Consider the following 26,629-nt stretch of genomic DNA (forward strand, 5'->3'; position numbering starts at 1 on the left):
ATTCCGTTTTGGCGAAGCAGGGCACGCACAATGTGCCATATTCAAAATAATGCAGCTACTGAATAAGTCGCGGTGAAAATCGCAGCCTTTCAGACGTGAAGAAGGTCACGTGGGTCAAGTATGGCCAGCGACGTGGCTGGTTTTGTGCGCTAACGCACGTTGCGATGGAACGTAAGGGACGTCAAGTTCACGTCTTACTAAATGCGCGGAGTTTATTTCTAAAGCAAGCGCCTGAGGCCCGATATCTCAAGCTCTTTCGAATCTGTATGTAATCAGGTTGATAGATTGCGTTCAGAAGCGATATGCGACCGAGGCCATTCCGTTCACATCCAACCTGCGTTCTGTAATCGGGCTGCCGGCAGCGAAGCGTTCGAAGCCGGCCAACGACTGCGACCAGGTTGGCCGACCAGTGCGAAGAGATCGTGTAATTCGCGGCCAGATCGAAGTGGACGTCGCGCAGGCCCGAGCCGGTGGAGTATTGCGGCAATCCGGACGCCACGCTTTCCGGCTGTGAAACGCCGAAGAACGTGCGCGTATAAGCGCCATTGGCCCAAGTCAGCCCCGGCCCCGCCGACAGCAGCAATCTGCCGATGGGCGCAGAGACATAGAGATCCGCCATCGCGGTGAGTCCTTGCCCGGTGCCGCCGATGTCCTGATAAACGGCTGTCGATCCAGTGAAGGCCCAGTAAGTGTAATCGGCGAATAGTCGCAGCTTCGGTCCGTAGTGCACGTTGGGCAGGCCGTCGAGTCGCGCGTCATCGGACGATGATCGCGACTGAAAGTCGAAACTCACCGACATGCCTGCGTGGTAGTTCTCCCCGCGCAGCACGTTGACGCCGAGCACGTCCGGACCTTGCGAAAAGATACGGTCGCGCCAGGAAATATCCTGCACGGGCAAGGGAAATACCTTGATCCGCGACGATCCCGGAAACTCGGGGAACACGTACAGTCCGGGCCCGATCGAAATTTTCCAGTCACCGTTCGTTTGCGTGTCCGCGTCGGCGGCGTATGCCGGTCCAAATGCGAGCACGGCCGCAAGCGCCACGCAGGTGCGCGCGATGAACGTTTGCGCGCGCTTCATGCTCTTTTCGCTCCTGCAGCCGTTTGCCGGAGCCGACGCGCCAGGGCACGCGACATCACGGGACCTGTGCCATCGGTGGAGTCGCAGGCAGATGCGCTCTCGCGCAGGAACATCGTGCATTCGCGAGCCACCACTTCGCGCTCGTTGTCGGACGTGATCATGTGATAGGAGTCGTCGAGCCAGATGGTCCGCAAGAAAGAGGCGCCTACGTTTGCCGCGACGAATCGCGCGTTGTGCGGGCTCGAGGTCTCGTCGTCGATAGCGTGAATGACGAGGCAGTCGCTCGTGACGCGCTTCAGCTTGCCACGCACCGATGCCGCGAGACGGCTGGCCTCGTGCAGCGCGGGCATCGAAATGGATGCCGGGCCGACTTCGCTGATTTCGCCTTTTTGCATCGCGCGGGCGATCTTCGTGCGCAGCGCTTCATTGCGCAGACCATAAGGCTCGTGCTCGCGGTAGCGATAACGCGTACGCAACGGCGTGTAGTACGCCCAGTCGAGCAGGAATCGATACCACGGGATGGCCCAGCCGTCATAGTCGAGCGTGACCGAGAGCAACAGCAGGGCGCGCGCGGAAGGGCGTTCATGGGCGACCGCGGCGGCGAGCGCCGCGCCCATCGACAGGCCGCACACCGAAACGTGCCGATGCCGCGCCGCCAGCGCGTCGAATTCCGCCACGGCCGCGCGCAGCCACTCTTCCATCGAAGCGTGTCCGGCGCCCGCGCTGTATCCGGGCAACTCCGGCGTGTGCGTTGCGAAGCCCTCTTCACCGAGATAGCGGGCGAGAAAGCGCAATTCGAGCGGCGAACTGGACAGGCCGTGCAGCAGCAGGACCGCGTGATCCCGGTTCTGGGCGGGGGGAAAGTAAGGCATGTTCATGGTCAGGCAGCCGAACGGAGGACGAGATAATCGCCGGATGGCGTGGCGAAGCGCTCGCAAACACATTCGACGGGCCGCCAGTCCTGCTCGTCCGACTGGAACCGGATACGGTGAAGCCCCGGCAGAAGGGCATCGCTGACGCGGGCAATATCTTCGCCGTGGGCATCGGCATGCTTGGCGCCATATGCGATGCCGGCGCGCGGCGCGTCATCGTCGATAACCGGGGAATTCGCCGCCGCGACGAAATTGGCGGGCGAGACACGCGTCGTCGGATCGAGCGCCTTGATGAGAATCAGCGAACGGTTGTATTGCGTGACGTGCTGGAGCATCCGGTGCATTTCCTCGGTCGCCCGGCGCGTGATGAGGCGTTCGTTGTCGTGACGCAAGAGCATTTCATAGCGCGACTGAGCCACCGAAGCGAGCAACTCGGCGCGATACTGCGCGCGCTTGAGCCGCTCGACGAGCGTCATCATGACGATAGTGATCAACGGATACGACACGAGCAGCTTGATATCCGCGCGGTCGAAGTCCTCGATGCGCGCATAGGGCGGCACGAAGAGAAAGTCGGCAATACATAGTCCGGCAAGCATCACGCAAACCGCCGGCGCAAGACCGCAGTAATACTCGACGAGAACGGCGGCAATGAGAAACGCCGTTCCGGGCATGACGGGTCCAAGCAGCGGGTGCAGCAGCGTGCGGATGAGTGCGGCGGTGAAAAGCGCGCTTGCCGCGATGATCCATCGTTTGCCGCCGCGCGGCGCCCATCGGCGAGAATTACTGATATGCATGCTATTGCACGAGGCGTGTGACTGTCCTCGTGGTATCGGCGTTCCGGCGCGCGACTTTAATGCCATGTGAGGCATAACGGGCTTTCGCGGCGCGCGGGCGCTGGAATGATTATGCTTTCAACGTCTGAAAAAGCTTGATGATGTCGAACGAGAGAATTCGCATGCCCCTGCTGTCCCACGGTCTACGCTTTGCCATTGCCGCTTATCTGCTTGCGGCGCTGACGCTCTTTATGGTGCAGGACCGGATGCTTCTGCCTTCCACTCCGAGCGCGCCGGATCTTCGCACAGTCCCGCACGCCGGTGCAAGCATCGACCTGTTGCAAGTGCGCGACCAATTCGCGGGCTATGTCGTCACTCCGGCCGGGCGCGAACCGCGCGGGACGTTCATGGTTTATCACGGTAACGAGGAGTCGGCCGACACCAAATTGCCGCTCGCCGACGTGTTCGTGCGCGACGGGTATAGGGTGGTGATCGTCGAGTATCCGGGGCACGGCAGACGCCCGGGAGAGCGCACGATGAAGGCGGCGCTGGCCGCATCGCGGGAAGCGTTGGCGGCCACCATCGCGCAGTGGCGCGGGCCGCTTTATCTCGTTGGGGAGTCGCTCGGTGCGGGCATGGCCGCGCAGGTCGTGAAGGGCAATGAAGCAGCGCTCGCGGGCGTCGTTTTGATCACGCCGTGGGACTCGCTCGCCGACGTCGCCGCCGAAAAATATCCGATTTTTCCGATCCGCGGATGCTGCACGACGGCTTCGATTCCGTCGCCGCCGTGTCGCATTACGACGGCCCGCTCGTGATCGTGGGCGCGCAATTGGACACGCTGATCCCGGTGATGCACGCGCGCCGCTTCGCAAACGAACACGAACGCGCGCGTTTCATGCTCCTGCCGACCGCCGATCATGACCACTGGTTCGGCGTCATGACGCAGGCGGACTGGCGGCAGGTCTTGCAGTGGATGCACGCCGGCTGACGAAGCCCGGCGCCGGCGTTTCCTCGTCGGTCAGTCGCGCGGGCTCAATGCGAGGTCGGCTTGACAGGCGCAACCGGGCTCACTCCGTCGATCCCACGCACCGGGTCGACGTTCTTGGCTTCGACGTGTTCGACTTCGACATCCGTGCCGCGCAGTGTCTCGTTGATCGTCTCGGTGCGCTCGGTTGCCTGCCGGCCCACGACGACTTCCTCGACGACATGCGCGGTCTTCGCGACGACGGCGTGTTCTGCCGTCTCGCGAATTTCCACGAAGCCTTCCTTCAGGTCGGCGGCCGTGGCGGGCCGGTCGACCGGACGGCGCTCGATCGTCGCATGCTCGTCACGCAGATTGACGGTCTCGCTGACAGGCGTTGCAGTGGCGCGCGAATAGACGCGCACGCCGCCGGTTTCGACTTCGCGCTTGCCGACTTCGAGCGACTCACGCGTCACCGCAAATGACTGGCGATCGGCCAGCACTTCATCCGAAGTCAACGGCTTTGCGGATGCATCGAAGCCCGCATAACCGCCGCTTTTCCAATGCGCCACGCGTTCGTCGATATCCACGACGCCCGCCTCGTGCATCGTCGAACGCACGAGCGGCACCTGTGATTCTTCCTTCACGTTGACCGTGAGTAACGCGCCACCGCGACGAACCGCTTCCTGATAGTTGCCGATGTCTTCCGACCGGTCGTCGCCAGCAAACATGTTGCCGAAGAAATTCTCGATCTTGCCGACGATGCCGACTTCTTCCGTGGCGGCGGAAGCTGGTCGATCTGCAACCACGGGACGTTCCGCGCCGCTCGTCTCGTCACTGGCGTGCACTTCCATGTCGGCGCGGTCCAGACCGCCTTCCACGAGACGCGCGACCGCGCTTTCGGCTTGCTGAAACGAATCGAATACACCAACGATTGCTTGAGTCATGTTTTGCTCCGGGTAATTTTGAGTGATTTGAATGGCGGCCAGACGTTGCTTCGAAGAACGGCTCAGGAAGATGTCTTGCCCGAGCCCGAGGACGGTATCGCGGGGTCCGCAATCCAGTCTCCAACCGTTCCAGCGCGCCTTTCCACGACGACTTCCTGACGTTGCAACTCGGCTCTGTGCACGTCATTTTTTTCGGTCACTACAGTGGTGATGCGGATTTCTTCCTTGAGCATCAGCCTCAGTTCGGTCACGGGCACGTACTCGAACACGGGCACGACCAACGTGTCGCCTTCATGGCGCGGCGCAAACTCCGCGTCCACGAAACGATTAAGGGCAACGCGTTCTATTCGTGCCGTGCGGTTGTGCAGAACGACGGGCACCTCGCGCGACTCGGTGTGCGTCACGACACGAATGCGCACCATGCCGGTTTCGAGCGTTTCCGTCGATACGTGCAGACGTTCTTCAGTGGCGGTCAACGTCGACGTTTCCACGACACCTGTCGCCGTTCGATTCTGCGTGCTCATGCGCGGCTCCAGGTTTCGTGGATCAGTCGGATAGGGCGTTTAGCGTGTGACACGGTTGTCCGGCGCAAGGCGCCCTGCGGCATCGGCGCGCAACGCGACGTCATCGCGAGCGCTGCCGCTCGCATCTTCGAACGGCGGTTGGTGACGGAATCCCGCACCACCCGACACGATCGCGATGATCGCGCCGACGAGAAGTGCAGCGAACGAGAACCACGAAGCGCGGGCGACGCCGCGTGCGGCGGTATCGGCGGCCTGACGTGCATCGGCTTCAGCTTGCGGGCCGGATGCAGCGGCCGTTGCGGAAGCAACCGCGCCTTGAACCTGCGCCTTGAGCGAACCCAGCATCGTGCCGCTTGCGGCCGAAGGGTTGGCCGCGGCGGTAGCCGTCGCACCGGTCGATGCGATGCTGCCTGCCGCACTCACTGCGCTGCCGACGAGCGACGTTGCGCCGTATGCCATTGCGATGATCATCACGGCCCATGCAAGCAAGCCATGCAGCCAGCCAAGAACCGGCGCGCAACGCCCTGCAAAATAGGAACCGATGAACACGGCGATGACCGTCATCACGATCATGTAGGCGCCGGAGCCGAACGCGAAGCCGCGCGATGGATCGGGCTGAGTCAGTGGCGACAGCACCGATGCCCCGATAGCGGTTCCGAGCACAGTCAACATGAGGTACGCGATCAACGAGAGGATGACTCCCGCGATGACGGCGCCCCATGAGACGCGGGGTAGACCATATTGTGTAGTAAGCAGGCGCATAGCGGTATCCAAAAGAATTTAGGAAGCCAAAACAGGCACGTCTAGTGAGCAACGCGTGCTGGCCAACTTGTAGGTGCAATCACCATTCCCACGAAGTACCGGAGGCGGCTTGAACCGGCATGGACGAAGGTTCGCGCATGCGGTCGGGAGCAAATAGGTGGGATCTGCTTGAGGGTGTCGCGCGGCGGGCGAAGAACACTTATCGCCGCGTTGACCTATCGATGTCCTTCAATGCAGACTCAGGGCGAGTTTGCTTCCACGCGATCGTGTTCATGCTCGAGGCTCTGCGCCTCGATCAGACGATGGATGAACCTCAGCTTTTTCACGGCGCCAGGTGCGAGCGTGAACGGATACGGGTCCGGCATGCCGAGGCTTCGGTTGAGGCTGTTCATGGCGTACGTCAGCATCGTCCATTGCTTCATCAGCAATTCGAAACTCGGCGAGTGAGGCAGCACTTGCGCGGCGAAGTTAGGACCTTTGCGGCTCACTGGCGCGATGTTGATGCCGCATGCGCGCGCGGTGCCGGTGGTATCCACGATATGAAGATAATGCGCCCAGGTTTCCGCCCAGTCTTCCCAGGGATGCATGGTCGCGTAGGCGCTGACGTGATTCGTCGCCCAGTCGGCAGGCGCGCCGTTGCGATAGTGGCGCGAAAGCGCTTCGCTGTAACTCGCCCGGTCATCGCCGAAGAGCGTGCGGAACGACGCCGTTCGCCGCGCGCCCACCACGAGGCGATCGAAGTAGTAATGGCCGATCTCGTGTCTGAAGTGACCGAGCAAGGTCCGGTAGGGCTCGCGCATGGCGATGCGTACGCGTTCGCGGCGCACGTCGTCGGCCTCGGCGATGTTCATCGTGATGAGGCCGCTATGATGGCCCGTCAACACCTTTTTGCCGCGGCGGCTTTCGAGAAACTCGAATTCGAGCCCGGTTTCCGGATGCTCCTTGCGTGTGTCGACGCGCAATCCCAGCACGGCGAGCGTGTACAGCAGACGACGCTTCGCGGCTTCGAGTCTGGCCCAGTAATAACGACGGCGCGGCGCTTTCAGATTCGGGATCACGGCCGTCAGACGGCAAGAATGACAGAACGGGTCCGGCGAGTCTTCCGGCACCATCCAGTTGCAAACCTTTTCGACCGAATAGTTGTGGCACGGCTTGTAGCGAACGTCGCCGTCCGCCGGCTTCGCTTCCCACCGAGGTCCCTTCAGCTTGACGAATGCGCTCATCTCGCCCGTTTCCGGAATGAAGCCGAGCATCGACCCGCAGCGTTCGCATTGAACGTTTTCGAAGAAGATGAGATGTCCGCAGTCGGTGCAGTGAAACGCTTTCATAACGGACGATTCGTGGGCGTTCTAAAGGTGGACGCGAAGATCATTCGCACGGCTCGCAAATCACCTTGAAGTCGACCAGGGCCGCGCTCCCGAAGGTCATGCTGATAGGCACGTCGGTCGCATCGCGGCCGCGCGCCATGAGTACACGGCCAGTGCGCGGTGCGTTGTTGCGCGGATCGAAAGTCTGCCAGGTTCCGCCGAGATAGGCTTCGAACCATGCGCAGAAATCTTGGTCCGCATAAGGCGGCGGCAGGTTCACGTCGCTGATGTAGCCGGTGCAATACCGCGCCGGAATGTTCAGGGCGCGGCAGAGCGCCACCGCCAGTTGCGCGTAATCGCGGCACACGCCGATGCCTTCCTGATGCGCTTCGGAAGCCGTGCGCGTGGGCCGTGCCGTCTTGTAGTCGAACTTGATGTGTGCGTGCACGTAATCACAGATGGCGAGCACCTGGGTTCGCCCTTGCGGCAGTCCGCCGAACCGTTGCCACGCGAAGTTGGAAAGCAAGTCGGTTTCGCAATAGCGGCTGCCCAGCAGAAACTGTAGACACTCGTCGGGAAGTTGTTCGACCGGGAGCTGACCATCTTCCAGGGGATAGCTTTCCGGCGTATCGGGCACTTCGAGCACGCCTTCGGTCGCCACGACGAGCGGACCCACAGACGGCGTCACGATACGCGTGCACAGATTGCCGAAGCCGTCGTAATAGTGCGTGAACGCGAGCGGCGGATCGAACGTAATGCGATCGGCAACGACGACCTTGTCCGACATGGAAGGATGCGTGTTGAGCATGAGCACCGCAGGCGTGGCCTGAGTGCAGTTATAGGTCAATTGAAAACCGACGCGGAGCTTCATGGAGGTGGGTCCAAAGGATTAACGGGCGTACTAGGGCGATCAACCGAACGCCTCGACCTTCGACACGACCCAGGAGATTTTGCCAGCTTCGCCAAGCGCCGCCATTCACCTGATGTATGCATCGGATGAGGACGTTCTTGTTGCATGCCAGCATGAGATAGCATCTACCAGCAACATCGGGGCCTGGAACCATCGATGCTTCTGAATACAAGATAACACCATTGCTTTGTCCCAACGCTTTGGAAAGAAAAGCAGCAACCACTCCGAAGCGCGCCAAAACCGGTTCATTCGACTTGATGCATCTTGCTCGAATCGCTTCAAGGGTGTCGCCGACGGAAAACATCAGGAAACCGAAAGATCACGAAAACTTCGCTTGACGCATGCGACCACTCCCGTATGATGGACTCATTGTTGCAATGCAGCAAAAACGGGCGCCGTACCCACGGATCGGCTCGTACGTACCTCTTTATGGAGCGGACAATGTTTCCTATTCTTCAATCATCGGCACCGGCGGCAACGGCACAACTCGAAGCGTTTTTCGGCATCACGAAGCGCTATGCAATGGGACTTCAACAGCTTGCCGATCTGAATGTGCAGACGGTCAAGGCTGTGTTCGAGGAAAGCGCCTCGGTCCTCACGTCGGGTTCGGACGTGAAACCGGGCGACTTCATGGGTTTTCAGTGGACGCTGTTCGCGGAAGTGCCGGAGAAGTCGGCCGCTTATGCGCGCCACTTCTTCCAGATCGTTCGTGAGACGGAAGCCGACATCCTCAAGGAAGCGCGCAGCCAGTACGAGCAATACGGTTCCGGAATGAAGGGCGCGTTTGAATCGGCCATGCAGCAAGGCTCGTCGCAAGTGCAAAAGTCGATTGCTTCGATATCGGATGTGGCCTCGTCCGCGCATGCGGCAAGCGCTGCGCCCAAGCTCATTCTCGATGCAAGCGAGAGCACGGTGGATAGCGTGACTGGTGCGACCAACGCCAGCATCGAGCTATTGAACACCAGCCCCAAACATTCGGCGTGAAGTTTCCGGGAATGTGACATCCGTCGCCAACGCCCGCTTAAGCGGGCTTTTTATTGCGGCCACGCCTGGAGCACTCCGGTGATTTTGCTGACTTAGAGAGGTCCCGCCATGACAGACAAGATTGCGACCGCCGACGAAGCGATCGGACTGATCCGCGACGGCGACGCCGTTTGCTGCTCGGGATTCGTCGGCATCGGTACACCCGATGAATTGCTGATCGCGCTGGAACGACGTTTCCGAAGCTCCGCCACGCCACGCGATCTGACGGTCGTTTTCGCCGCCGCACCGGGCGACGGCGGCGAGCGCGGACTCAACCGCATCGCGCTGCCGGGGCTCATCAGGCGCGCTATCGGCGGACATTGGTCGCTCGTGCCGAAGCTCGCACGCATGGCGACCGACGACCTGATCGAAGCCTACAACCTTCCGCTCGGCACGATGTCGCATCTGTTTCGCGATATCGCGGCGCATCGCGCCGGCACGATCACACAAGTCGGAATCGGTACGTTCGTCGACCCGCGGCTTGGCGGCGGAAAGATCAACGCGAGCACGACGGAAGAGCTCGTCAGCGTCATCGAGATCGATGACAAACCGTGGCTGCTCTACAAAGCCTTTCCGCTCGACGTGGCGCTGATTCGCGGCACCACGGCCGACACCGACGGCAACATCACGATGGAGCGCGAAGCGCTCGTGCTCGACGCGCAAGCTATCGCCATGGCCGCGCATAACGGCAAAGGTCTGGTGATTGCGCAAGTGGAGCGGATCGTTCCAAGCGGCACGCTCGATCCGCGCGCGGTGGTGGTGCCGGGCATTCTCGTCGATCGCATCGTGCTCGCGTCCGCCGGCGCGCAGCCGCAGACATACGGCACGGTCTATGACCCAGCGTTCTCCGCCGAAACGAAAGCCGTGGTCGGCGAGATGAAAAGCCCCGTGTTCGACGAGCGCAAGGTGATCGCCCGCCGTTGCGCGTTCGAGTTGCCGCCGGGCGGCGTCGTGAATCTCGGGATCGGCGTGCCTGAAGTGGTGGCGGCTGTCGCGGGCGAGGAGCACTTGCTGAGTCATCTGACCTTGACCGCCGAGCCAGGCGTGATCGGCGGCATGCCGCTCGGCGGCCTCGATTTCGGCGCCGCCATCAATGTCGATGCGCTCCTGCATCAGAATCAGCAATTCGATTTCTACGATGGCGGCGGTCTCGATCTCGCCTGCCTGGGCATGGCCGAAGTGGACCGCGGCGGCAACGTCAATGTGAGCCGCTTCGGCGCGCGGCTCATCGGCGCGGGCGGCTTCATCAACATCAGTCAGAACGCGCGCTCCGTGGTGTTCGCGGGCACCTTCACGGCGGGCGGACTCACGGTGCAGATCGAAGGCGGGCGGCTCGCGATCATCGTGGAAGGCGCGAAGAAAAAGTTCGTGGAGCGCGTCGAACAGATCACTTTCAATGGCGAATTCGCGGCCGCGCGCGGTCAGCCCGTGCTGTATGTGACCGAACGCTGCGTGTTTCGTCGCGTGCCCGAGGGACTCGAACTCACGGAGATCGCACCGGGTATCGATCTCGAACGCGATATCCTCGCGCATATGGACTTTGCGCCCATCGTGCGTCAGGTCCGGCTAATGGACCCGCGCATTTTCCTTCCGCAGATCATGGACCTGTCGACCATTCTCACCGAGCGCGGCGCAATGACCCGCGAACTCGCGTTGCAAGGATACTGCCAATGAAAGCATCCGACCTGTTTGTCAGGGCGCTCGAAAACGAAGGCGTCGATCGTATCTTCGCCGTGCCAGGCGAGGAAAACCTCGATGTCGTGGAATCGCTGCGCAAATCGAGCATTCAGCTCATCGTGACGCGCCATGAGCAGTCGGCGGCCTTCATGGCGGCCACGCACGGTCGTCTGACCGGTCAGCCGGGCGTGTGCATGGCGACGCTCGGTCCCGGCGCGCTGAACCTCGTCACCGGGGCGGCTTACGCGCAACTCGGCGCCATGCCGATGATCCTCATCACCGGCCAGAAGGCCATCATGACCTCGCGGCAGGCGCGCTTCCAGATCGTCGATATCGTGGCGACGATGAAGCCGCTCACCAAGGCATCGCGGCAGATCGTGAGCGGCGCGAGTATTCCGACGGTCATACGCGACGCGTTCCGGCTCGCCGCCGAAGAGCGTCCCGGCCCCGTGCATCTCGAACTCCCGGAAGACGTGGCGGCCACCGAAGTGAGCGACGACGTGGGCATCGTTCCCAGGCATCCGGTCGAACTGCCCGTCGCGCACGACGCCGCGATCGAACGCGCCGCGAACTTGCTGATGCACGCCGAACGGCCGCTCGTCATGTTCGGCGCGGCGAGCAACCGGCCGCGGCTCGCGGGCCAGTTGACCGACTTCATTCGCCGCACCGGCATTCCGTTCTTCAATACGCAGATGGGCAAGGGCACGGTCGCGGCTATCGGCAACGACGAAGCCACCGAGCTGTGGATGGGCACGGCCGCGCTCAGCGAGCGCGACTATCTGCACGAAGCGATCGACCGCGCCGACCTGATCCTCGCAATCGGTCACGACACGGTCGAAAAGCCGCCGTTCTTCATGGGACCGAAGGGGCCGCAGGTGATCCATGTGGGCTACACGCCCGCCAATGTCGAGCAGGTGTTCTTTCCGCATGCGGAAGTGGTCGGCGATCTGGGCTTGAGCCTGTCGCGCCTCGCCGCGCGCGTCGAAGGCAGGTTGCCGTGCGCGGGTGCGCTGGCGCCGCTGCGCGAAGGCATTCTGAAGCGCACGCTCGACCGCGCCGACGAATCGCGCTTTCCGCTGACGCCGCAACGGATCGTCCACGACGTGCGCGAAGTCATGCCCGCCGATGGCATCGTCGCGCTCGACAACGGCATGTACAAGATCTGGTTCGCGCGCTGTTACCGCACACGCAGCGCCAACACGCTGCTCCTCGACAACGCCCTGGCGACGATGGGCGCAGGCCTTCCATCCGCGATGATGGCCGCGCTGCTCTACCCCGAGCGGCGCGTGATGGCGGTGTGCGGCGACGGCGGATTCATGATGAATTCGCAGGAGCTGGAAACCGCGGTGCGGCTGAAGCTGAACCTCGTGGTGCTCATCATTCAGGACGACGCGTACGGCATGATTCGCTGGAAGCAGGCCGTCGACAAGTTCATCGACTGGGGCCTCACCTTCGGCAATCCGGACTTCCTCAAGTATGCCGATGCCTACGGCGCGAAAGGGCGGCGCGTAGAATCGGCCGAAGGGCTGGTTCCGGCGCTGGAGGGCGCGTTCGAGGACGGCGGCGTGCAGCTCGTGATCGTGCCGGTAGACTATTCGGAAAACATTCGCGTGCTTGTCGAGGAACTCGGCAACCGCGGCATCGAGGGGACGAAATGAAGATCAAGGCAGCAGTTCTGAACGCGATGGGTACGGCCACGCCTTACGCGGAATCGAAGCCGCTTCGCATCGAAGAGGTCGAGCTTGCGCCGCCCGGCCCGGGCGAAGTGCTGATCAAGGTCGCGGCGGCGGGGTTGTGTCACTCGGATCTGTCGGTCATCAATGGCGACCGGCCTCGTCCCATGCCGATGGCGCTTGGGCATGAAGCGTCCGGCATCGTCGAGGAACTCGGCGCGGGCGTGACCGATTTGAAAGTGGGCGATCACGTGGTCGTCGTGTTCGTGCCGAGTTGCGGACACTGCGCCCCGTGCGCCGAAGGGCGGCCGGCGTTGTGCGAGCCGGGCGCGGCCGCGAACGGCGCCGGCACGCTGCTGTCCGGCGAGCGGCGGCTTTCGCATGGCGGCGAGCCGCTCAACCATCATCTCGGCTGCTCGGTGTTCGCCGAGTACGCGACCGTGTCGCGCCGCTCGGTCGTGAAGATCGATCCCGCCGTGCCGCTCGGCGATGCCGCGCTCTTCGGCTGCGCGGTGCTCACGGGCGTGGGCGCTGTCGTCAATACGGCGCAGGTGCGAGTCGGTGCGTCGGTGGCGGTGATCGGGCTGGGCGGTGTCGGTCTCGCCGCGCTCATCGGTGCACACGCGGCGGGCGCGCGGCAGATCATCGCCATCGACCTGGCCGACGACAAGCTCGAACAGGCACGCGCGCTCGGGGCCACGCATACGGTCAACGCGGGTCAGGACAATGCGCTCGAACAGATTCGCTCGCTGAGTTCGGGCGGCGTCGAATTCGCATTCGAATTCGCGGGCTCGATTCGCGCGCTGGATCTCGCGTATCGCATCACGCGTCGCGGCGGAATGACGGTGACCGCCGGGCTGCCGCCATCGACCGCCAACTGGCCGCTGCCGGCGGTGAGTCTCGTTGCGGAGGAACGCACGTTGAAGGGCAGTTATATCGGCACCTGCGTGCCGTCACGCGATATTCCCCATTACGTCGATCTCTATTCGCAAGGCCGCTTGCCCGTGAACAAGCTGCTCACGGGACGCCTGAAGCTCGACGAGATCAACCATGGCTTCGACCTGCTGCATGAGGGAAAAGCGATTCGGCAGGTGGTCGTGTTCGATTGATTCGGCTTGACCACGTGTAGCCGCATGAAGTCGTTCGCGAAGGAAGGCAATCGCGCCTTGCCTTCGAGAACGATGTCTTTCGGTTCGCGAAGCTGCCTTGTGACCGCCGCAGTCCATCGAGAAACGCGCTTCGACGACTGCTTGAGGAACGCATCGCGCTTGTCTTCGCTGCGATGATTGCGTGGAAGGCGCGCCTTCAACGCCCTTTCCACGGCACGAGCCGCCGTTCCAGCGCGCGCATGCCGAAGTCGAAGATCCACGCAATCGCACCGATGAGCACGATGCCCATCACCACTACGTCGGTGCGCAGAAAGCTCGACGCGTTCAGCACCATCTGTCCGAGACCGGCGTTAGCCGCGACCATTTCCGCCGCGACGAGCGTGGTCCAGCCAAAGCCGACCGCTATGCGCAAGCCCGTCAGAATCTCGGGCAACGCGGCGGGCAGCACGACATGCCGCACCACTTGCCGGAAGCTCGCGCCGAGCGACCACGCGGCGTTCACCTGCTCGGTGGTCGCGCTGCGCACGCCCGCGCGCGCGGCCATGGCGATCGGCGCGAAACACGCGAGCCAGATGACGACGATCTTCGCGGTTTCATCGATACCGAACCAGATCACGACGAGCGGCAGATAAGCGAGCGGCGGCAGCGGCCGGTAAAACTCCAGAGGCGGATCGAGCACGCCGCGCGCAATCCGGCTCACGCCCATCAAAATGCCGACCGGCACCGCCGTCACGACCGCGAGCGCGAACGCGCCGAACACGCGAATCGCGCTCCACAGCAGATGCTCCGATAGCGGCAGACCGCCCTGAATGCGCCCGTGCACGGCATCGATGAAAGCACGCCACACGGCCTCGGGCGACGGCAGAAAAAGCGGTGGCAACCAGTGAAAATGCGTGGTCGCCCACCACAGCACGGCGATCGCCACGACGCATAACGTGCTCGGCATCGCGGTGGGTCCTGCGCCCGGCATGCCGCGATAGCGCTTGCCACGCTTCGCGCGCCGGGCGCGAGGCACTGCCGCGTTTTCCGAGGGTGGAGCGAAGCGGGCCTCCTGAACGGGCTGCGTCACACGGCCTCCGTGACAGGACGATGCAATCGCCGCGTCAGACGCTCGCGCCACTCGATGAACGCGGGCGATGCCTTCACCGCGCGGGCATCGCGATTCGCGACGTACTCGCGCGAGAACGGCAGTTCGTGCACGTCCTCGATACGGCCCGGACCCGGCGTCATCAAGACGAGACGCGTGGCGAGAAAGAGAGCTTCCTCCACGCTATGCGTGATGAAAAACACCGTCTTTTGCGTGCGCGCCCAGACATCGAGCACGAGTTCCTGCACGGTTTCGCGCGTGAGCGCATCGAGTGCGCCCATCGGTTCGTCCATCAGCAGCACTTCGGGATCGCTGGCGAGCGCCCGCGCGATGCCCACGCGCTGCTGCATGCCGCCCGACAGCGCATAGACCTTCGCGTGCTCGTATTGCGCGAGGCCGACGAGGGCAAGCGTGCGGCGCGCGATCTCGCGACGCTTGTCGCGCTTGACGCCGCGAAAGCGTAAGCCGAGCGCGACGTTGTCGAGCACGTCGAGCCAGGGCATGAGCGCGTACTTCTGGAACACGACGCCGCGTTCCGCGCCCGGCCCGAGAATCGGCTCGCCGTTGAGCGACGCTTCGCCTTCGGTTGGATCGAGAAAGCCTGCAAGGCAATTGAGCAGCGTGGTCTTGCCGCATCCGGAAGCGCCGAGCGCGACGACGAACTCGCCGCTGCCGATTTGCAGATCGACGCCCTCGAGCGCGGGCGCGCTCGCGCCTTCATACGTGACGCCGAGATTGCGGATGGACAGCGAAGTCATTTCGCGGCCTGCTGCGCGAAGCGCGGATCGACGCCCGTCGAATAGTCAGCGAGGACGTTCTGGATCGTGCCTTGTTGCTTGAGGAACTGTGCGGTGGCCGTGAGCGACTTCGCAGCGCCTGACTGCTGGCCGCCGCCGAGCCAAGTGGGCGACGCCTGTTCGCTCGCGCTTGGAAAGGCGTAGAGCGAGAGACTCGCGGGCACGTCGGCGGCGGTTGCACCGGACTCTCGCGCCACGGCCTCGACCTGTTTCGAACCGGCGGTCCAGTCGGCTTTGTGATCGCGGTATTGCGCGTCGGTATCGGCGAGCACCTTGGTGAGACCCGCCATGAACGCGGCGTTGTCCTGCGCGAACTTGCGCGAGGCGACGAAGCCATCGAAGGTCGCCTTGCCGCTTTCCTTCGCAACTTCGCCTGATGTCACGAGCACCTTGCCGTTCTGCTTGACCTTGGCGAGCACCGGGTCCCAGATGTAGGTCGCGTCGATATTGCCGCGTTCCCACGCCGCCGCCACTTCAGGCGGCCGCAGGTTGACGATCTTCACCGACGAAGGATCGACGCCCGCCTGCTGCAACGCCACGAGCGCATGAAAATGCGAGGTCGATACGAACGGCAGACCCAGCGTCTTGCCCTTCAGATCAGCGAGCTTCGTCACGCCGGAGCCGTTGCGCACGACGAGCGCTTCAGCGTCGTTGATGTTGTCGAGAATCCAGAAGAGCGAGAGATCGACGCCTTGCGACAGTCCGGCCGCGATCGGGCTCGACCCTGCTTCGCCCACTTGTATCGAGCCGGATGCCAGCGCGCGGATCACGTCCGCGCCGCTACCCAGCTTGCGGTACGTGACCTTGTAGCCGGTCGCCTTTTCGACCGCGCCGCTTGCCTGCGCATAGCGCCACGGCACGACCATGTCCTGATAGCCGATGACGACCTCGCGTGTCTCCGCGCGCGCGTGCATCGGTGCGAGAACGACGGTTCCAAGTGCAAAAGAGGCGAGGCTGGCGAGGAGTTGACGACGGGTCGTGTGTTTCATGGAGCAGGCGCTAAGGTCGTTGTAAAGCCTTCGACTATAGGCACTTCACGTGCCGCGGCTACCAATGTTTTATGCGTAGCAAATCACATCGCGACTGCTTTGGTCTTCATCGAAACCGCACCCTGATGCGCGGCGTAAAAAACGGCGCGACACTTGGCGCCGACGTTCGAAGATGCGCTCCGCATGCACGAGCCGATCGCACAGTTCGACAAGTCGGACCGTTTAGGCAAGCGCATCGGGTCGACATTCCGTAAGCTTGTCTGAACGCGTGGCGCGCGTGCATTGCTCGATCTCGCGAGCACTGTTTCATCGAAGGGTTCGAGTCCGGGTCGCCGCTTCTTCGAAACGCACTATAGTGGAGGATGTTTTCAACGAAGAGAGGGCTCGCATGATCTCACGCACTCGTTCCACCCTGGCCGCTACGATGCTCGCCGCGACGCTCGCGTATTTCCCCGCCGCGCATGCGCAGCTCGGCAATCTGCTCAATCAGGGGGGCAATAGCGGAGCCGGTGGCGGACTGAGCAGCCTCGGCAGTCTGGGCAGCGGGATGTCGTTGCAATCGCTGACATCGAACAGCACGGGCAACGTCAGCCGGCGTGCTCCAGTATTGCATCAAGAACAACTACCTCGGCGGTGGCGCTTCATCGGTCAAGGACGGCTTGATGAGCAAGCTGCCGGGCGGTGCATCGACGAGCGATAGCGGATACACCGACGGCTCCAAGGGCATTCTCAATAGCGGCAGCGGCAAGGTCGATCTGAGCGGCGGCGGGCTCAAGGAGCAGATTACCAAGCAGGTCTGCGACAAGATACTGTCGCAAGGCAAGTCGTTGCTGGGTGGTTGACGGTTTGACGTCGGCAATGGAACGCTTCCGCAAGAGCGTCCTCGATGTTTGCGTCGAAGACGCTCCACCGCCGCTTAAGCGATCCAAAAGCGATGCGCAGCGCTCTCATGCCGAGGCGCCGCGCCGCGCGTTCAAGCGTTAAACATACCGCGCCTCGTCCAGATCGGCGATCAACGTCGGCCCGGTCGGATGCCAGTCGAGCCGCGCCTGCGTCAACGCGCTCGATGCGGGCATATCCAGACCGACGAACATGGCCATCCATCCGAAATGCGCGGCGGCTTCCTCCGGCGCGATGGAAACGGCCGGCAGTTTCAGGCCTCGTCCCAGCGACTCGGCGATCTCCCGGCTGCTGACGCCTTCTTCACCCACTGCGTGATATCGCGCGCCCCGTTCGCCCTTTTCCACGACCAGCCGATAAAGCCGCGCGACATCCGACAGATGACCCGCCGGCCAGCGGTTTTGGCCATCGCCGACATAAGCGGATACGCCTTTCTTCCGCGCGACCTCGACGAGCGGCGTAATGAGTCCCTGCTTGAACGGATTGTGGACTTGGGGCAGCCGCACGACCGAGACGTTGATGCCCGCGTCCAGCAACGCATGACCCGCGAGTTCCGACGCGATGCGCGGGTTCGGATGACTCGCGTTGAACACATCCTCGCTCGCCGCCTCGCCATGCGCGCCACCGCCCATCCCGGTTCCCGACGTGATGACGAGCGGCCGGTCCGAGCCTTCGAGCGCCGAGCCGAGCGCGGCAATGACGCGCTTGTCCTTCTCGCAGTTCTCGATGAACCTCGAGAAGTCGTGATCGAAAGCCGTGTGGATGACGGCGTCTGCTTGCGCCGCGCCAGCGACGAGACTGTCCGGCTCTTCCAGCGTGCCGCGATAAACCTCGGCGCCCGCTTTCTCGAGCGTTTGCGCACCCGCATCGGAGCGCGTCATGCCGAGCACCTGATGCCCGGCGCGAATGAGTTCGGTAACGAGGGCCGAGCCGATAAAACCGGTCGCGCCTGTCAGAAAAATACGCATGGTCAAAGCTCCCTGGTCGTGACCCGCTTACTATCCGATCGTTTCTTATCCCGTTAAAGTAGTGACTTCATCATGGTAAAACGACTAACAGGGTCTTCATGTCAGTCAACACGGCACGATCGCTGGGCGATTTCCTGAGGAGCCGTCGCTCGCGGCTCGACCCGGCGAGCTTCGGATATTCCGGGCGCAGACGAACGCCCGGCCTGCGCCGGGAAGAGGTCGCGCAGCGCGCGCATATCAGCCCGACCTGGTACACGTGGCTCGAACAAGGGCGGGGCGGCGCGCCATCGGCGGAAGTGCTCGACCGCATCTCCGGCGCATTGATGCTGACGGATACCGAACGCGAGCATCTCTTCATGCTGGGCCTCGGGCGGCCGCCCGAAGTGCGCTACAAATCGCTCGAAGGCGTTCACCCCCGCTTGCAACGCCTGCTCGATTCGCTCGAAGCGAGTCCGGCAATCATCAAGACCGCCATCTGGGATGTGGTCGCGTGGAACCGCGCCGCCGCTGTCGTGCTGACCGACTACGGCACGCTGCCGCCCGGCGAGCGCAATATCCTGCAGTTCCTGTTTCGCAATCCCACGGTCAGGGCCAAGCAGCACGATTGGGAAAGCGTCGCGCGCTTCGTCGTGGGCGCGTTCAGAGCGGATGTGGCGCGTGCCGGACTCGCTTCCGAGGTGAGCGAACTCGTGGACGAACTCTGCGGCGCGAGCCCGGAATTCGAGGCGTTATGGCGCGACAACGATGTGCTGAACCACGGCGACAGCAATGGCATCAAGCGCCTGCTTCATCCCGTGCTCGGTCAGATCGAGCTGGAGTATTCCGCATTTTCCGTCGATGGCCGGCCCGATCTCGGCATGATCGTCTACACGCCAATGGACCCGGAGATAGCCGCGCGCGTCAAGGTCCTCGCTGCCGCGAAGGCGTAACGATCCTATCCAAGTGAGCGCGATGCGAATTTGCTAAGACCAAAGGCTTCGTTGGTGCGGCATGGCGCGCGTACTAGGATAAAAACGTCGCGGACGCTACGGTCCGCACGCGCATAAACGGAGACCTCCATGCGATACAAGGGATACGACGTGGCACCGTCTGCCCATGCCATGCCGAGCGGCCTGTTCGCGGCAAACCTGACTATCGAGAACAAGGTGTCGCCGCACGGCTCGTCGTTCACGTTCGATGCACTCGATTACTTCTTCGAGGCGGATCACGCGGTCGCGTATGCGTTGCGCTGGGCGCGGATGTGGATCGACCAGCGCAACAAGCGGTTTGCGGCGCTCAGGCGCTAGCAGCAATCTTCACCGCGGCGCCGCGCCGCGCCATCCGCACCATCTTCTATGCAAATGAATTTTGCTTGGTTCCACTTTCCCGTCATGTCTCGCATAGTCGGGATTGATGGCTATAGACGGTTGCCTTTTTGTCGGGCGACTGTCAGGTGACCAAGACGTCGAGCTTCAAACATAGAGGACTGCAACCGTGGCCGTATTCGATATCGATGACATCGTCCAGTCGCTTCAGACGGTGCGCCAGCAATGGCGGGAAGTGCAGCGGCGATCGCTCGAACCGGGCGGGCGCGAACTTCCGGCGCGCGAGGCGCTGACCGATATCGTCGGCGCGATGAAGGGCGCGCTCTTTCCAATGCGGCTCGGACCGCCCGATCTGCGTCAGGAAAGCGAGAACTTTTACGTGGGCCATGCGCTCGACTTCGCGCTGCAAGGGCTTCTCGTGCAAGCAAAGCTGGAACTGCAATACAAGGCGCGTCACGCACCGCGCGACGATGCGGCCATCGACGCACGCGCGAGCACCGCGGTGAAGGCCTTCGCAAAGACGTTGCCGCGCATTCGGAGCCTTCTGGACAGCGATATTCTCGCGGCCTATCAGGGCGATCCGGCGGCGGGCAGCGTCGATGAAGTGCTGCTCTGCTATCCCGGCATTCTCGTGATGATTCATCACCGGATCGCGCATGAGTTGTACCGGCTGGAGTTGCCTTTGCTCGCGCGCATCGTCGCGGAACTCGCGCATAGCGAGACGGGCATCGATATTCATCCGGGCGCGAAGATCGGCGCGGGATTCTTCATCGATCATGGCACGGGCGTGGTGATCGGCGAGACGACGGTGATCGGCGACCGCGTGCGCATCTATCAGGCGGTGACGCTCGGCGCCAAACGCTTTCCACGCGATGCCGCAGGCAATCTGGAGAAAGGACTCGCACGGCATCCCGTGGTGGAAGACGATGTCGTCATCTACGCGGGCGCGACCATTCTGGGCCGCGTCACGCTCGGTCAAGGCGCGGTGATCGGCGGCAACGTATGGCTCACGCACGATGTCGCGCCGGGAAGCTACGTGACGCAGGCGCTTTCGCAGAGCGCGGCGGTGTCGCATGCGCAGACGCCGACCCAAACGGTCGTGCAAACGCCCAAGCGCGCGCCGCAAGCCGAACAGGTCACGCCATGAGCACGGTCGTGCGTCACTTCGGCGCGACCGTGCGCGAGTTGCGCGAGTCGTTCGGCTGGACGCAGGAACAACTCGCCGAATATGCGGGGCTCAATCGCTCCTATGTCGGCGAGATAGAACGTGGGACGTGCATCGCTTCCATCGTGACGCTCGACAAGATCGCGCAAGCGTTCAATGTGCCGGCGGGGCGTCTTTTCGGCGCGTCGCGTGGAGATCTGGCGTCGCTGATATCGGAGTCCACGCCATCGGCGAAGTGACGCGGGCGCGTCGGGTTCATCGGCCGTATTGCGTGCGATGCATGCACAGACGCTTCTTTTGAAGTGTCTCGTAAGCCTGCGGCAGCATCGCGCTTGGCCGTCCCGGCGGGCCGCTCCTCAAGACGATCTCAATTCGGAACAAAGGCCGCGCGTCGATGAATCCGCCGATGCCGTCGCCGCATGCGTGGCCATCGGGGTAGGGTGGCCGGCTCGCCAACCCACCCGAATCGGGTGGGTGGTCGTAAGAGGCCTTCGGAATGCATCGACCGGGTCCTACAATCGGGACGAATCACGGCCCCGCTTGCAGAGTCCAGCATGTCCGATCTTGGCGAAACCGCAGTCGAATCCCCCGTGTCTGTCGTGTGTGTGGCGCACAAGTTCGTACCGCCACGCGGCGCACGTCAGTTGATGCCACGAAGCGCCTTGCTGGCCCGCCTGCTCGACGCACGGCGCCAGCGCTGCATCGTCATTCACGGGCCGGCCGGAAGCGCAAAGACCAGCACGCTCATGGCGTGGCGGCACTCCCTTCTGACGCTCGACTTCGACGTGGCATGGCTGTCGCTCGCGCCTGCGGACGACGAGGTGCGCATATTCTTCGCCGGTCTGCTCGCGAGTCTCGCCTTGGTGGACCGGTCGATCGTCGACATGGCGGAACGCCTCACCGCACGCGATGGCGACGAACTTGCCGTGGAACATTGGGTCATCGCTCTCGTGCGGGGTGTCGCCCGCCACAAACGCGAACTCGTGCTGATGCTCGACGATGTCCACCATCTCAGGGACGCGCGCATCTTCGAGGCGTTGCGATGGCTGATCGACTACGCGCCGCCGCAACTGCATGTGGTACTGACTTCGCGGCGGCCGTTGCCGCTGTCGCTCGCGCGATTGCGCGCGCAAGGTCTGACCACGGAGTTCGATCAGCAGGACTTGCGTTTCTCCGCCGAGGAATCGGAGCGTTTTCTTCGCGAGCAGTCCGGCCGGATCGGCAAGCGCGACGCACAGGTCGTGCACGAACTCACCGACGGCTGGGCGACCGGCCTCCAGTTATTCGCGAACGACCTCAAAGCCAGACGCGGGGCTCCGCTTGCGCCAGCGAGCGTGTGCGACGGCGCGGCGTTCGTGGGCTACTTCGAACGCGAGGTGCTGGCCCGCTTGCCCCGCGACGATGTGCTCCTGCTCACCCACGCGGCCCTCTGCGGCCGCTTCTGCGCGCCGCTCTGCGCTGATCTGCTGGACCAAGCCGGCGTCTTTGGTGTCGCCATCGACGATATCGCCGCACAACTCATTCGCCTGGAGGCAGACAATCTGTTCGTCACGTCTGTCGCCCCCGAACAGGAGCGCGATGCGTGGTACCGCCTGCATCCGTTGTTGCGCAGCGTCCTGCTGAACCGCGTGGCAAGTCTGCCAGACGAGGCGCAACGTGAGCTTCATGCAGCGGCATGGCACTGGTTCGATGCGCACGGTCACATGGACGAGGCAGTTCAACATGCCGTGCTTGCGGGAAACAGCGAGGCAGCCGCCAATATGGTCGAGGGATTCGCTCACACGCTGCTCGCGCGCGGCGAATTGCGGCAGCTCGCGAGCCTCATGCGCCGCCTTCCGCCGGGACAGGTGGCGGCGCGCTTCGATCTCCTCGTGATGCAGGCGTATCTGCAAATGTATGCCGGCGAAACCGATGCGCTGCAGCAGGGCATTCGGCAGATTGCACGGCGCAGCGAGCGGTCCGGCCCGCGCGAGCGGTATGCGCTTGCCGTGTTGCGGGGTGGACTGGCACTGCAGCGCGACGATACCGACTCCGTGGCCGCCTTGCTGCCGGAATTGCAGCGCGTGCCGTCCGACGCCGACGCCTTCACACGTGCCGGGCGCAGCAACATTCTCTCGTGGATGTTCATCCATCGCGGCGAGTACGCGGAGGCGCGCAAGGTGCTGAAAGAAGGTGCGTCGCGTGAAGGCGCGCCGCGCGGCATCCTGCTCGGCCGATGCATGGGCGGCATGACGCACGCCGCCGAAGGACAGGTGCTGCTCGCGGAGCGCGTTCTGCGCGAGGTGCTGAGCGAGGCAGACAAGCAAGGCGCGGCGTATATCGGTATTGCGTGCATGTCGGCGGCGCTGCTGGGCGAGGCGCTTTACGAACTGAACGATGTCGAGGCCGCGCTCGCGCTGCTGGAGAACCGCATCGACCTGCTCGAACGAGTGTCCATTCCCGACACCGTACTGCGCGCGCTGACCGTGCTGGCCGGCGCTCACTGGCTGGCCGGCAGACGCGGCGAAGCGCTCGATTATCTGACGCGTCTCGAAGATTACGCGGCGCGCCGCCAGGTCGACCGGCTGCTCGCCTGCGCGCTGCACTGGCGTTCGCGCTGGCTGCTGGACGACGGCCAGGTCGACGAAGCGGATGCCGCGCTGTCACGGCTGGAGGCGCTCGCCGTGCGTTACTCGGGCGCGGTGCGCAGCACGGCGTGGGAAATCAGCGTATGCGCCGGTCTTGCCCGTATCGCCATGTGTCTGCATCAGAACGATTTCGACGGCGCCGTCGCGCGTCTGAAGCCGCTCGCCGCGTTGTCCGAGGCGGGCGGGCGGTGGAGCCGCGTGGCGAGCCTGCGCCTGCAGCTGGCCATCGCGGAGCAAGGCCGTTGCAACGACAAACGCGCCCGCGAGCATCTGACCGAGGCGTTGCGCGTGGGCCATCGCCTCGGACTCATGCGCAGCGTGCTCGATGGCGCGGGCGACTCGCAGGCGATGCTCGACGTCGTCGTGTCGGACCCGCACTTCGATCCCGTGCTGGCGTTCTACGCGGAGCGTCTCGTGAATGCGGGGAAAGCACGCGCACGCGTCCCTGCCGGGGCGAGCGGTTCGCAGGCCTCGGGCGATCTGTTGAGCGAACGCGAGAGCGAGGTGCTGAGTCTGCTCGCGCTCGCGCTGCCGAACAAGAAAATAGCGCGCGTCATGGATGTGTCGCTCGACACCGTGAAATGGCATCTGAAAAATATCTATCGAAAGCTCGACGTAACCGGCCGCGATGGCGCTGTCGCCAGAATGCGCGATCTGAACGCCGGCTGACCATGCGCTCGCTGCCCGCTTTCCCGTGCTTTCCACCCTACGCGGGTGGGCTCGTTCCACCCGTTCCCGACGCAGAATGACCTTGTCGAAGCGGCACGCTCCCGCATGCGTGGGCCGCGACAATCCGTCATGAGGAGTGTTCGGTGGAAGTCAAGCGTAATGTCTATCGCGAGGACCATGAAATGCTGCGCGAAACCGCGCGGCGTTTTTTCGAGCGGGAATGCCTGCCCCGTCAGGCCAAATGGGACGAGGCCGGTTGCGTGGATCGTGAGACCTGGCTGAAAGCGGGCCGCGAAGGACTGCTGTGCGTGACCGTGCCGGAAGAATACGGCGGTGGCGGCGGCGACTTCGGGCACTCGGCCATCGTGGCGGAAGAACTGCATCGCGCTGGCGTGTCGGGCTTCAGCTATTCCGTGCATTCGGACATCACCGCGCCGTACATCGTGCGTCTCGGCACCGAGGCGCAGAAACGCAACTGGTTGCCGCCCATTTGTCGCGGCGAGAAGATTCTCGCCATTGCCATGACCGAGCCTGGCACGGGCTCCGACCTGAAGTCCATCCGCACCACGGCGGTCCGCGACGGCGACGACTACATCATCAACGGCAGCAAGACCTTCATATCCAACGGCCTGAATTGCGACATGGTGGTGGCGGTCTGCAAAACTGACCCGTCCGCGGGCGCAAAAGGCGTAAGCCTCATCATGGTCGAGACCGACCGCGCGGGCTTTCGGCGCGGTCGCAAGCTGGAGAAAGTCGGTCAGGCCGCCGCCGACACGGCCGAACTCTTTTTCGACGACGTTCGCGTGCCCGTCACCAATCTGATCGGTCAGGAAAACGGTGGATTCATCCACCTGATGGAAGAACTGCCGCAGGAGCGCCTGATCATCGCGATCTACAGTGCGGCGAAACTCGAACGCCAACTGGAGCTCACGCTGCAATACGTCAAGGATCGCCGCGCGTTCAATCAGACGGTGTGGGACTTCCAGAACACGAAATTCAAGCTGGCCGATGTCAAGGCGCAAGCGGTGGCCGTACGCACGCTGGTGGACTATTACCTCCGCGAGCATATGGAGCGCAGGCTCACCTTGCAGGAAGCCGCCATTGCCAAGCTGTTCGCGACCGAAACCATGTGGAAGTGCATCGACGAGATGGTGCAGTTGCACGGCGGCTACGGCTACATGCTCGAGTATCCGATCGCGCGCGCGTTCGCCGACATGCGGGTGACGCGCATCTTCGGCGGCACCAGCGAAGTGCTGCGCGACCTGATCTCCAGAAAACTGTAAGCATCCCTACTATTGGCGGGAAACATCATGAGCGAAAAAGTGCTGGTGGCAGGCGTCGGAATGATTCAATTCGCCAAGCCGGGCGCGAGCCAGAGTTACATCGAAATGGGAGCGGAGGCGACGCGCCGCGCACTCGCCGACGCCGGCATTCCCTACGACCTCGTGCAACAGGCCTTTACCGGTTACGTCTATGGCGATTCCACCTGCGGCCAGACCGCACTGTACGAAGTCGGCATGACGGGCATCCCGATCGTCAACGTCAACAACAACTGTTCGACGGGCTCGACGGCGCTTTATCTCGCGCGTCAGGCCATTGCCACGGGCGACGCCGAGTGCGTGCTGGCGCTCGGCTTCGAACAGATGCAGGCGGGCGCGCTGAAGTCGCACTGGGACGACCGCCCGGTCACGCGCGCACGGTTCGTGCCGATCATGCATGGCCTGACGGCGGATCTCGCGCATCTTCCACAGGCGTTGCGAACCTTCGGCGGCGCGGGACGTGAACACATGAAGCGTCACGGCACGACGATGGAAACGTTCGCCGCCGTGCGCGCCAAGGCGAGCCGTCACGCCGCCAATAATCCGCTGGCGCTGTTTCGCAAGCAGGTCAGCACCGAAGACGTCATGAACGATACGGTGCTGATCCCCGGTGTGATGACGCGCCTGATGGCATGCCCGCCAACGTGCGGCGGCGCTGCCGCCATCCTCGTGTCGGAGCGTTTCGCGAAGAAGCACGGGCTGCGCAACGACGTGCGGATCGTCGCGCAGGCACTTACCACCGATCCGCCCGCTTCGTTCGATCCGCCGTCGATGCTCAATTACGTCGGCACGCATATGACGCGTTCGGCGGCCAACAAAGTGTACGAACACGCGGGTGTCGGACCGGAAGATATCGACGTATGCGAACTGCACGACTGTTTCGCGCACAACGAAGTCATCTGCTACGAGGCGCTGGGCTTCTGTCCGGAAGGCGGCGCGGAAAAATTCGTCAAGGACGGCGACAACACGTATGGCGGCAAGGTCGTGGTCAATCCGTCGGGCGGGCTGCTATCGAAGGGACATCCGTTGGGCGCGACGGGGCTTGCGCAGTGTTACGAGCTCACGCATCAGTTGCGCGGCAGCGCGGACCGGCGTCAGGTCGAGGGCGCGCGGCATGCGTTGCAGCACAACCTCGGGTTGGGCGGTGCGTGCGTGGTCACGCTTTACGGCACGAACTGACGCGGC

At 63.2% G+C, this 26,629-nt stretch carries 24 protein-coding genes and 2 pseudogenes; 14 read left to right on the plus strand and 12 right to left on the minus strand.

Going from position 1 to position 26,629, the window contains the following annotated elements; all coding sequences use genetic code 11:
- Positions 1 to 291: 291 nt before the first annotated feature.
- From P9292_RS07260 to P9292_RS07270, 3 genes and pseudogenes are all read right to left on the minus strand, one after another.
- Positions 292 to 1,081, minus strand: a pseudogene (locus P9292_RS07260) (MipA/OmpV family protein).
- Positions 1,078 to 1,953 (minus strand): carboxylesterase, encoded by an 876-nt coding sequence (locus tag P9292_RS07265; RefSeq protein WP_250527532.1) that lies wholly within the window; start codon positions 1,951 to 1,953, stop codon positions 1,078 to 1,080. The pseudogene P9292_RS07260 and the gene P9292_RS07265 overlap by 4 nt, the downstream one beginning before the upstream one ends.
- Before the next feature lie 8 nt (positions 1,954 to 1,961).
- Entirely contained in the window at positions 1,962 to 2,747 is a 786-nt protein-coding gene (locus P9292_RS07270; RefSeq protein ID WP_250527533.1) for a DUF4118 domain-containing protein, read from the minus strand.
- Positions 2,748 to 2,908: 161 nt separating this feature from the next.
- Here P9292_RS07270 and P9292_RS07275 point away from each other — a divergent pair, with 161 nt between their 5' ends.
- Both P9292_RS07275 and P9292_RS07280 read left to right on the plus strand, forming a co-directional pair.
- A complete protein-coding gene (locus tag P9292_RS07275; protein ID WP_309958440.1) occupies positions 2,909 to 3,541 on the plus strand; it encodes an alpha/beta fold hydrolase in 633 nt (210 codons plus the stop codon).
- Entirely contained in the window at positions 3,481 to 3,714 is a 234-nt protein-coding gene (locus tag P9292_RS07280; protein ID WP_309958441.1) for a hypothetical protein, read from the plus strand. Before P9292_RS07275 ends, P9292_RS07280 begins: the two co-directional genes overlap by 61 nt.
- Before the next feature lie 44 nt (positions 3,715 to 3,758).
- Here P9292_RS07280 and P9292_RS07285 read toward each other — a convergent pair whose 3' ends face one another.
- From P9292_RS07285 to P9292_RS07305, 5 genes are all read right to left on the minus strand, one after another.
- A complete protein-coding gene (locus P9292_RS07285; protein ID WP_309958442.1) occupies positions 3,759 to 4,634 on the minus strand; it encodes a YsnF/AvaK domain-containing protein in 876 nt (291 codons plus the stop codon).
- Between the two features lie 62 nt (positions 4,635 to 4,696).
- Complete coding sequence (locus P9292_RS07290; protein ID WP_309847972.1) at positions 4,697 to 5,158, minus strand: YsnF/AvaK domain-containing protein; 462 nt, start codon at positions 5,156 to 5,158, stop codon at positions 4,697 to 4,699.
- Positions 5,159 to 5,197: 39 nt separating this feature from the next.
- On the minus strand, positions 5,198 to 5,920 hold the full coding sequence (locus P9292_RS07295; RefSeq protein ID WP_309958443.1) for a hypothetical protein: 723 nt from the start codon (positions 5,918 to 5,920) through the stop codon (positions 5,198 to 5,200).
- Positions 5,921 to 6,159: 239 nt separating this feature from the next.
- A complete protein-coding gene (locus tag P9292_RS07300; protein WP_250468168.1) occupies positions 6,160 to 7,248 on the minus strand; it encodes a putative zinc-binding metallopeptidase in 1,089 nt (362 codons plus the stop codon).
- Between the two features lie 40 nt (positions 7,249 to 7,288).
- The gene (locus tag P9292_RS07305) at positions 7,289 to 8,098 is read right to left on the minus strand and encodes a transglutaminase family protein (protein ID WP_244830261.1); all 810 of its coding nucleotides are present in this window, start codon (positions 8,096 to 8,098) and stop codon (positions 7,289 to 7,291) included.
- 480 nt (positions 8,099 to 8,578) lie between these two features.
- Between P9292_RS07305 and phaP the strand changes: the two genes are divergently transcribed.
- The 4 genes from phaP (at position 8,579) to P9292_RS07325 (ending at position 13,619) form a co-directional block, all read left to right on the plus strand.
- Positions 8,579 to 9,121: a TIGR01841 family phasin gene (gene phaP, locus P9292_RS07310; protein ID WP_250511143.1), complete on the plus strand. Its 543-nt coding sequence runs from the start codon at positions 8,579 to 8,581 to the stop codon at positions 9,119 to 9,121.
- Positions 9,122 to 9,229: 108 nt separating this feature from the next.
- Entirely contained in the window at positions 9,230 to 10,834 is a 1,605-nt protein-coding gene (locus P9292_RS07315; RefSeq protein ID WP_309958444.1) for a CoA-transferase, read from the plus strand.
- Positions 10,831 to 12,495, plus strand: a complete 1,665-nt coding sequence (locus P9292_RS07320; protein WP_250494306.1) for an acetolactate synthase large subunit — start codon at positions 10,831 to 10,833, stop codon at positions 12,493 to 12,495. The genes P9292_RS07315 and P9292_RS07320 overlap by 4 nt, the downstream gene beginning before the upstream one ends.
- A complete protein-coding gene (locus P9292_RS07325) occupies positions 12,492 to 13,619 on the plus strand; it encodes a zinc-dependent alcohol dehydrogenase family protein (protein WP_244830264.1) in 1,128 nt (375 codons plus the stop codon). The genes P9292_RS07320 and P9292_RS07325 overlap by 4 nt, the downstream gene beginning before the upstream one ends.
- 196 nt (positions 13,620 to 13,815) lie before the next feature.
- Here the strand turns inward: P9292_RS07325 and P9292_RS07330 are convergent, their stop codons facing one another.
- The 3 genes from P9292_RS07330 to tauA are packed head-to-tail and all read right to left on the minus strand — an operon-like array spanning position 13,816 to position 16,492.
- Positions 13,816 to 14,634 carry an ABC transporter permease subunit gene (locus P9292_RS07330; protein WP_309958749.1) on the minus strand — a complete coding sequence of 273 codons (819 nt, stop codon included), beginning with the start codon at positions 14,632 to 14,634 and terminating at the stop codon, positions 13,816 to 13,818.
- A 50-nt stretch (positions 14,635 to 14,684) separates the two neighbouring features.
- The gene (locus P9292_RS07335) at positions 14,685 to 15,464 is read right to left on the minus strand and encodes an ATP-binding cassette domain-containing protein (protein WP_309958445.1); all 780 of its coding nucleotides are present in this window, start codon (positions 15,462 to 15,464) and stop codon (positions 14,685 to 14,687) included.
- Positions 15,461 to 16,492 carry a taurine ABC transporter substrate-binding protein gene (gene tauA / locus P9292_RS07340; RefSeq protein ID WP_309958446.1) on the minus strand — a complete coding sequence of 344 codons (1,032 nt, stop codon included), beginning with the start codon at positions 16,490 to 16,492 and terminating at the stop codon, positions 15,461 to 15,463. Before tauA ends, P9292_RS07335 begins: the two co-directional genes overlap by 4 nt.
- A 388-nt stretch (positions 16,493 to 16,880) precedes the next feature.
- Here tauA and P9292_RS07345 point away from each other — a divergent pair.
- A pseudogene (locus P9292_RS07345) lies at positions 16,881 to 17,334 on the plus strand (DUF2501 domain-containing protein).
- Positions 17,335 to 17,472: 138 nt separating this feature from the next.
- On the opposite strand, the gene P9292_RS07350 reads toward P9292_RS07345, so the two are convergent.
- A complete protein-coding gene (locus P9292_RS07350) occupies positions 17,473 to 18,360 on the minus strand; it encodes an SDR family oxidoreductase (protein ID WP_250494311.1) in 888 nt (295 codons plus the stop codon).
- Between the two features lie 98 nt (positions 18,361 to 18,458).
- On the opposite strand from P9292_RS07350, the gene P9292_RS07355 reads away from it, so the two are divergent.
- The 7 genes from P9292_RS07355 (at position 18,459) to P9292_RS07385 (ending at position 26,623) form a co-directional block, all read left to right on the plus strand.
- Positions 18,459 to 19,289 (plus strand): helix-turn-helix transcriptional regulator, encoded by an 831-nt coding sequence (locus P9292_RS07355; RefSeq protein ID WP_309958447.1) that lies wholly within the window; start codon positions 18,459 to 18,461, stop codon positions 19,287 to 19,289.
- A 129-nt stretch (positions 19,290 to 19,418) separates the two neighbouring features.
- Positions 19,419 to 19,646 (plus strand): hypothetical protein, encoded by a 228-nt coding sequence (locus P9292_RS07360; RefSeq protein WP_244830270.1) that lies wholly within the window; start codon positions 19,419 to 19,421, stop codon positions 19,644 to 19,646.
- A 187-nt stretch (positions 19,647 to 19,833) separates the two neighbouring features.
- Positions 19,834 to 20,811: a serine O-acetyltransferase EpsC gene (gene epsC, locus P9292_RS07365; RefSeq protein WP_244830271.1), complete on the plus strand. Its 978-nt coding sequence runs from the start codon at positions 19,834 to 19,836 to the stop codon at positions 20,809 to 20,811.
- The gene (locus P9292_RS07370; protein ID WP_250511149.1) at positions 20,808 to 21,068 is read left to right on the plus strand and encodes a helix-turn-helix domain-containing protein; all 261 of its coding nucleotides are present in this window, start codon (positions 20,808 to 20,810) and stop codon (positions 21,066 to 21,068) included. Before epsC ends, P9292_RS07370 begins: the two co-directional genes overlap by 4 nt.
- Before the next feature lie 315 nt (positions 21,069 to 21,383).
- Positions 21,384 to 24,125, plus strand: a complete 2,742-nt coding sequence (locus tag P9292_RS07375; RefSeq protein ID WP_309958448.1) for a LuxR C-terminal-related transcriptional regulator — start codon at positions 21,384 to 21,386, stop codon at positions 24,123 to 24,125.
- Positions 24,126 to 24,268: 143 nt separating this feature from the next.
- Positions 24,269 to 25,408, plus strand: a complete 1,140-nt coding sequence (locus P9292_RS07380) for an acyl-CoA dehydrogenase family protein (RefSeq protein WP_309958449.1) — start codon at positions 24,269 to 24,271, stop codon at positions 25,406 to 25,408.
- A 27-nt stretch (positions 25,409 to 25,435) separates the two neighbouring features.
- Positions 25,436 to 26,623, plus strand: coding sequence for a lipid-transfer protein (locus P9292_RS07385; RefSeq protein WP_309958450.1), 1,188 nt, complete (start codon positions 25,436 to 25,438; stop codon positions 26,621 to 26,623).
- Positions 26,624 to 26,629: the final 6 nt, after the last annotated feature.

Origin of the sequence: Caballeronia sp. LZ001, assembly GCF_031450875.1 — a bacterium.
Classification (GTDB): Bacteria; Pseudomonadota; Gammaproteobacteria; order Burkholderiales; family Burkholderiaceae; genus Caballeronia.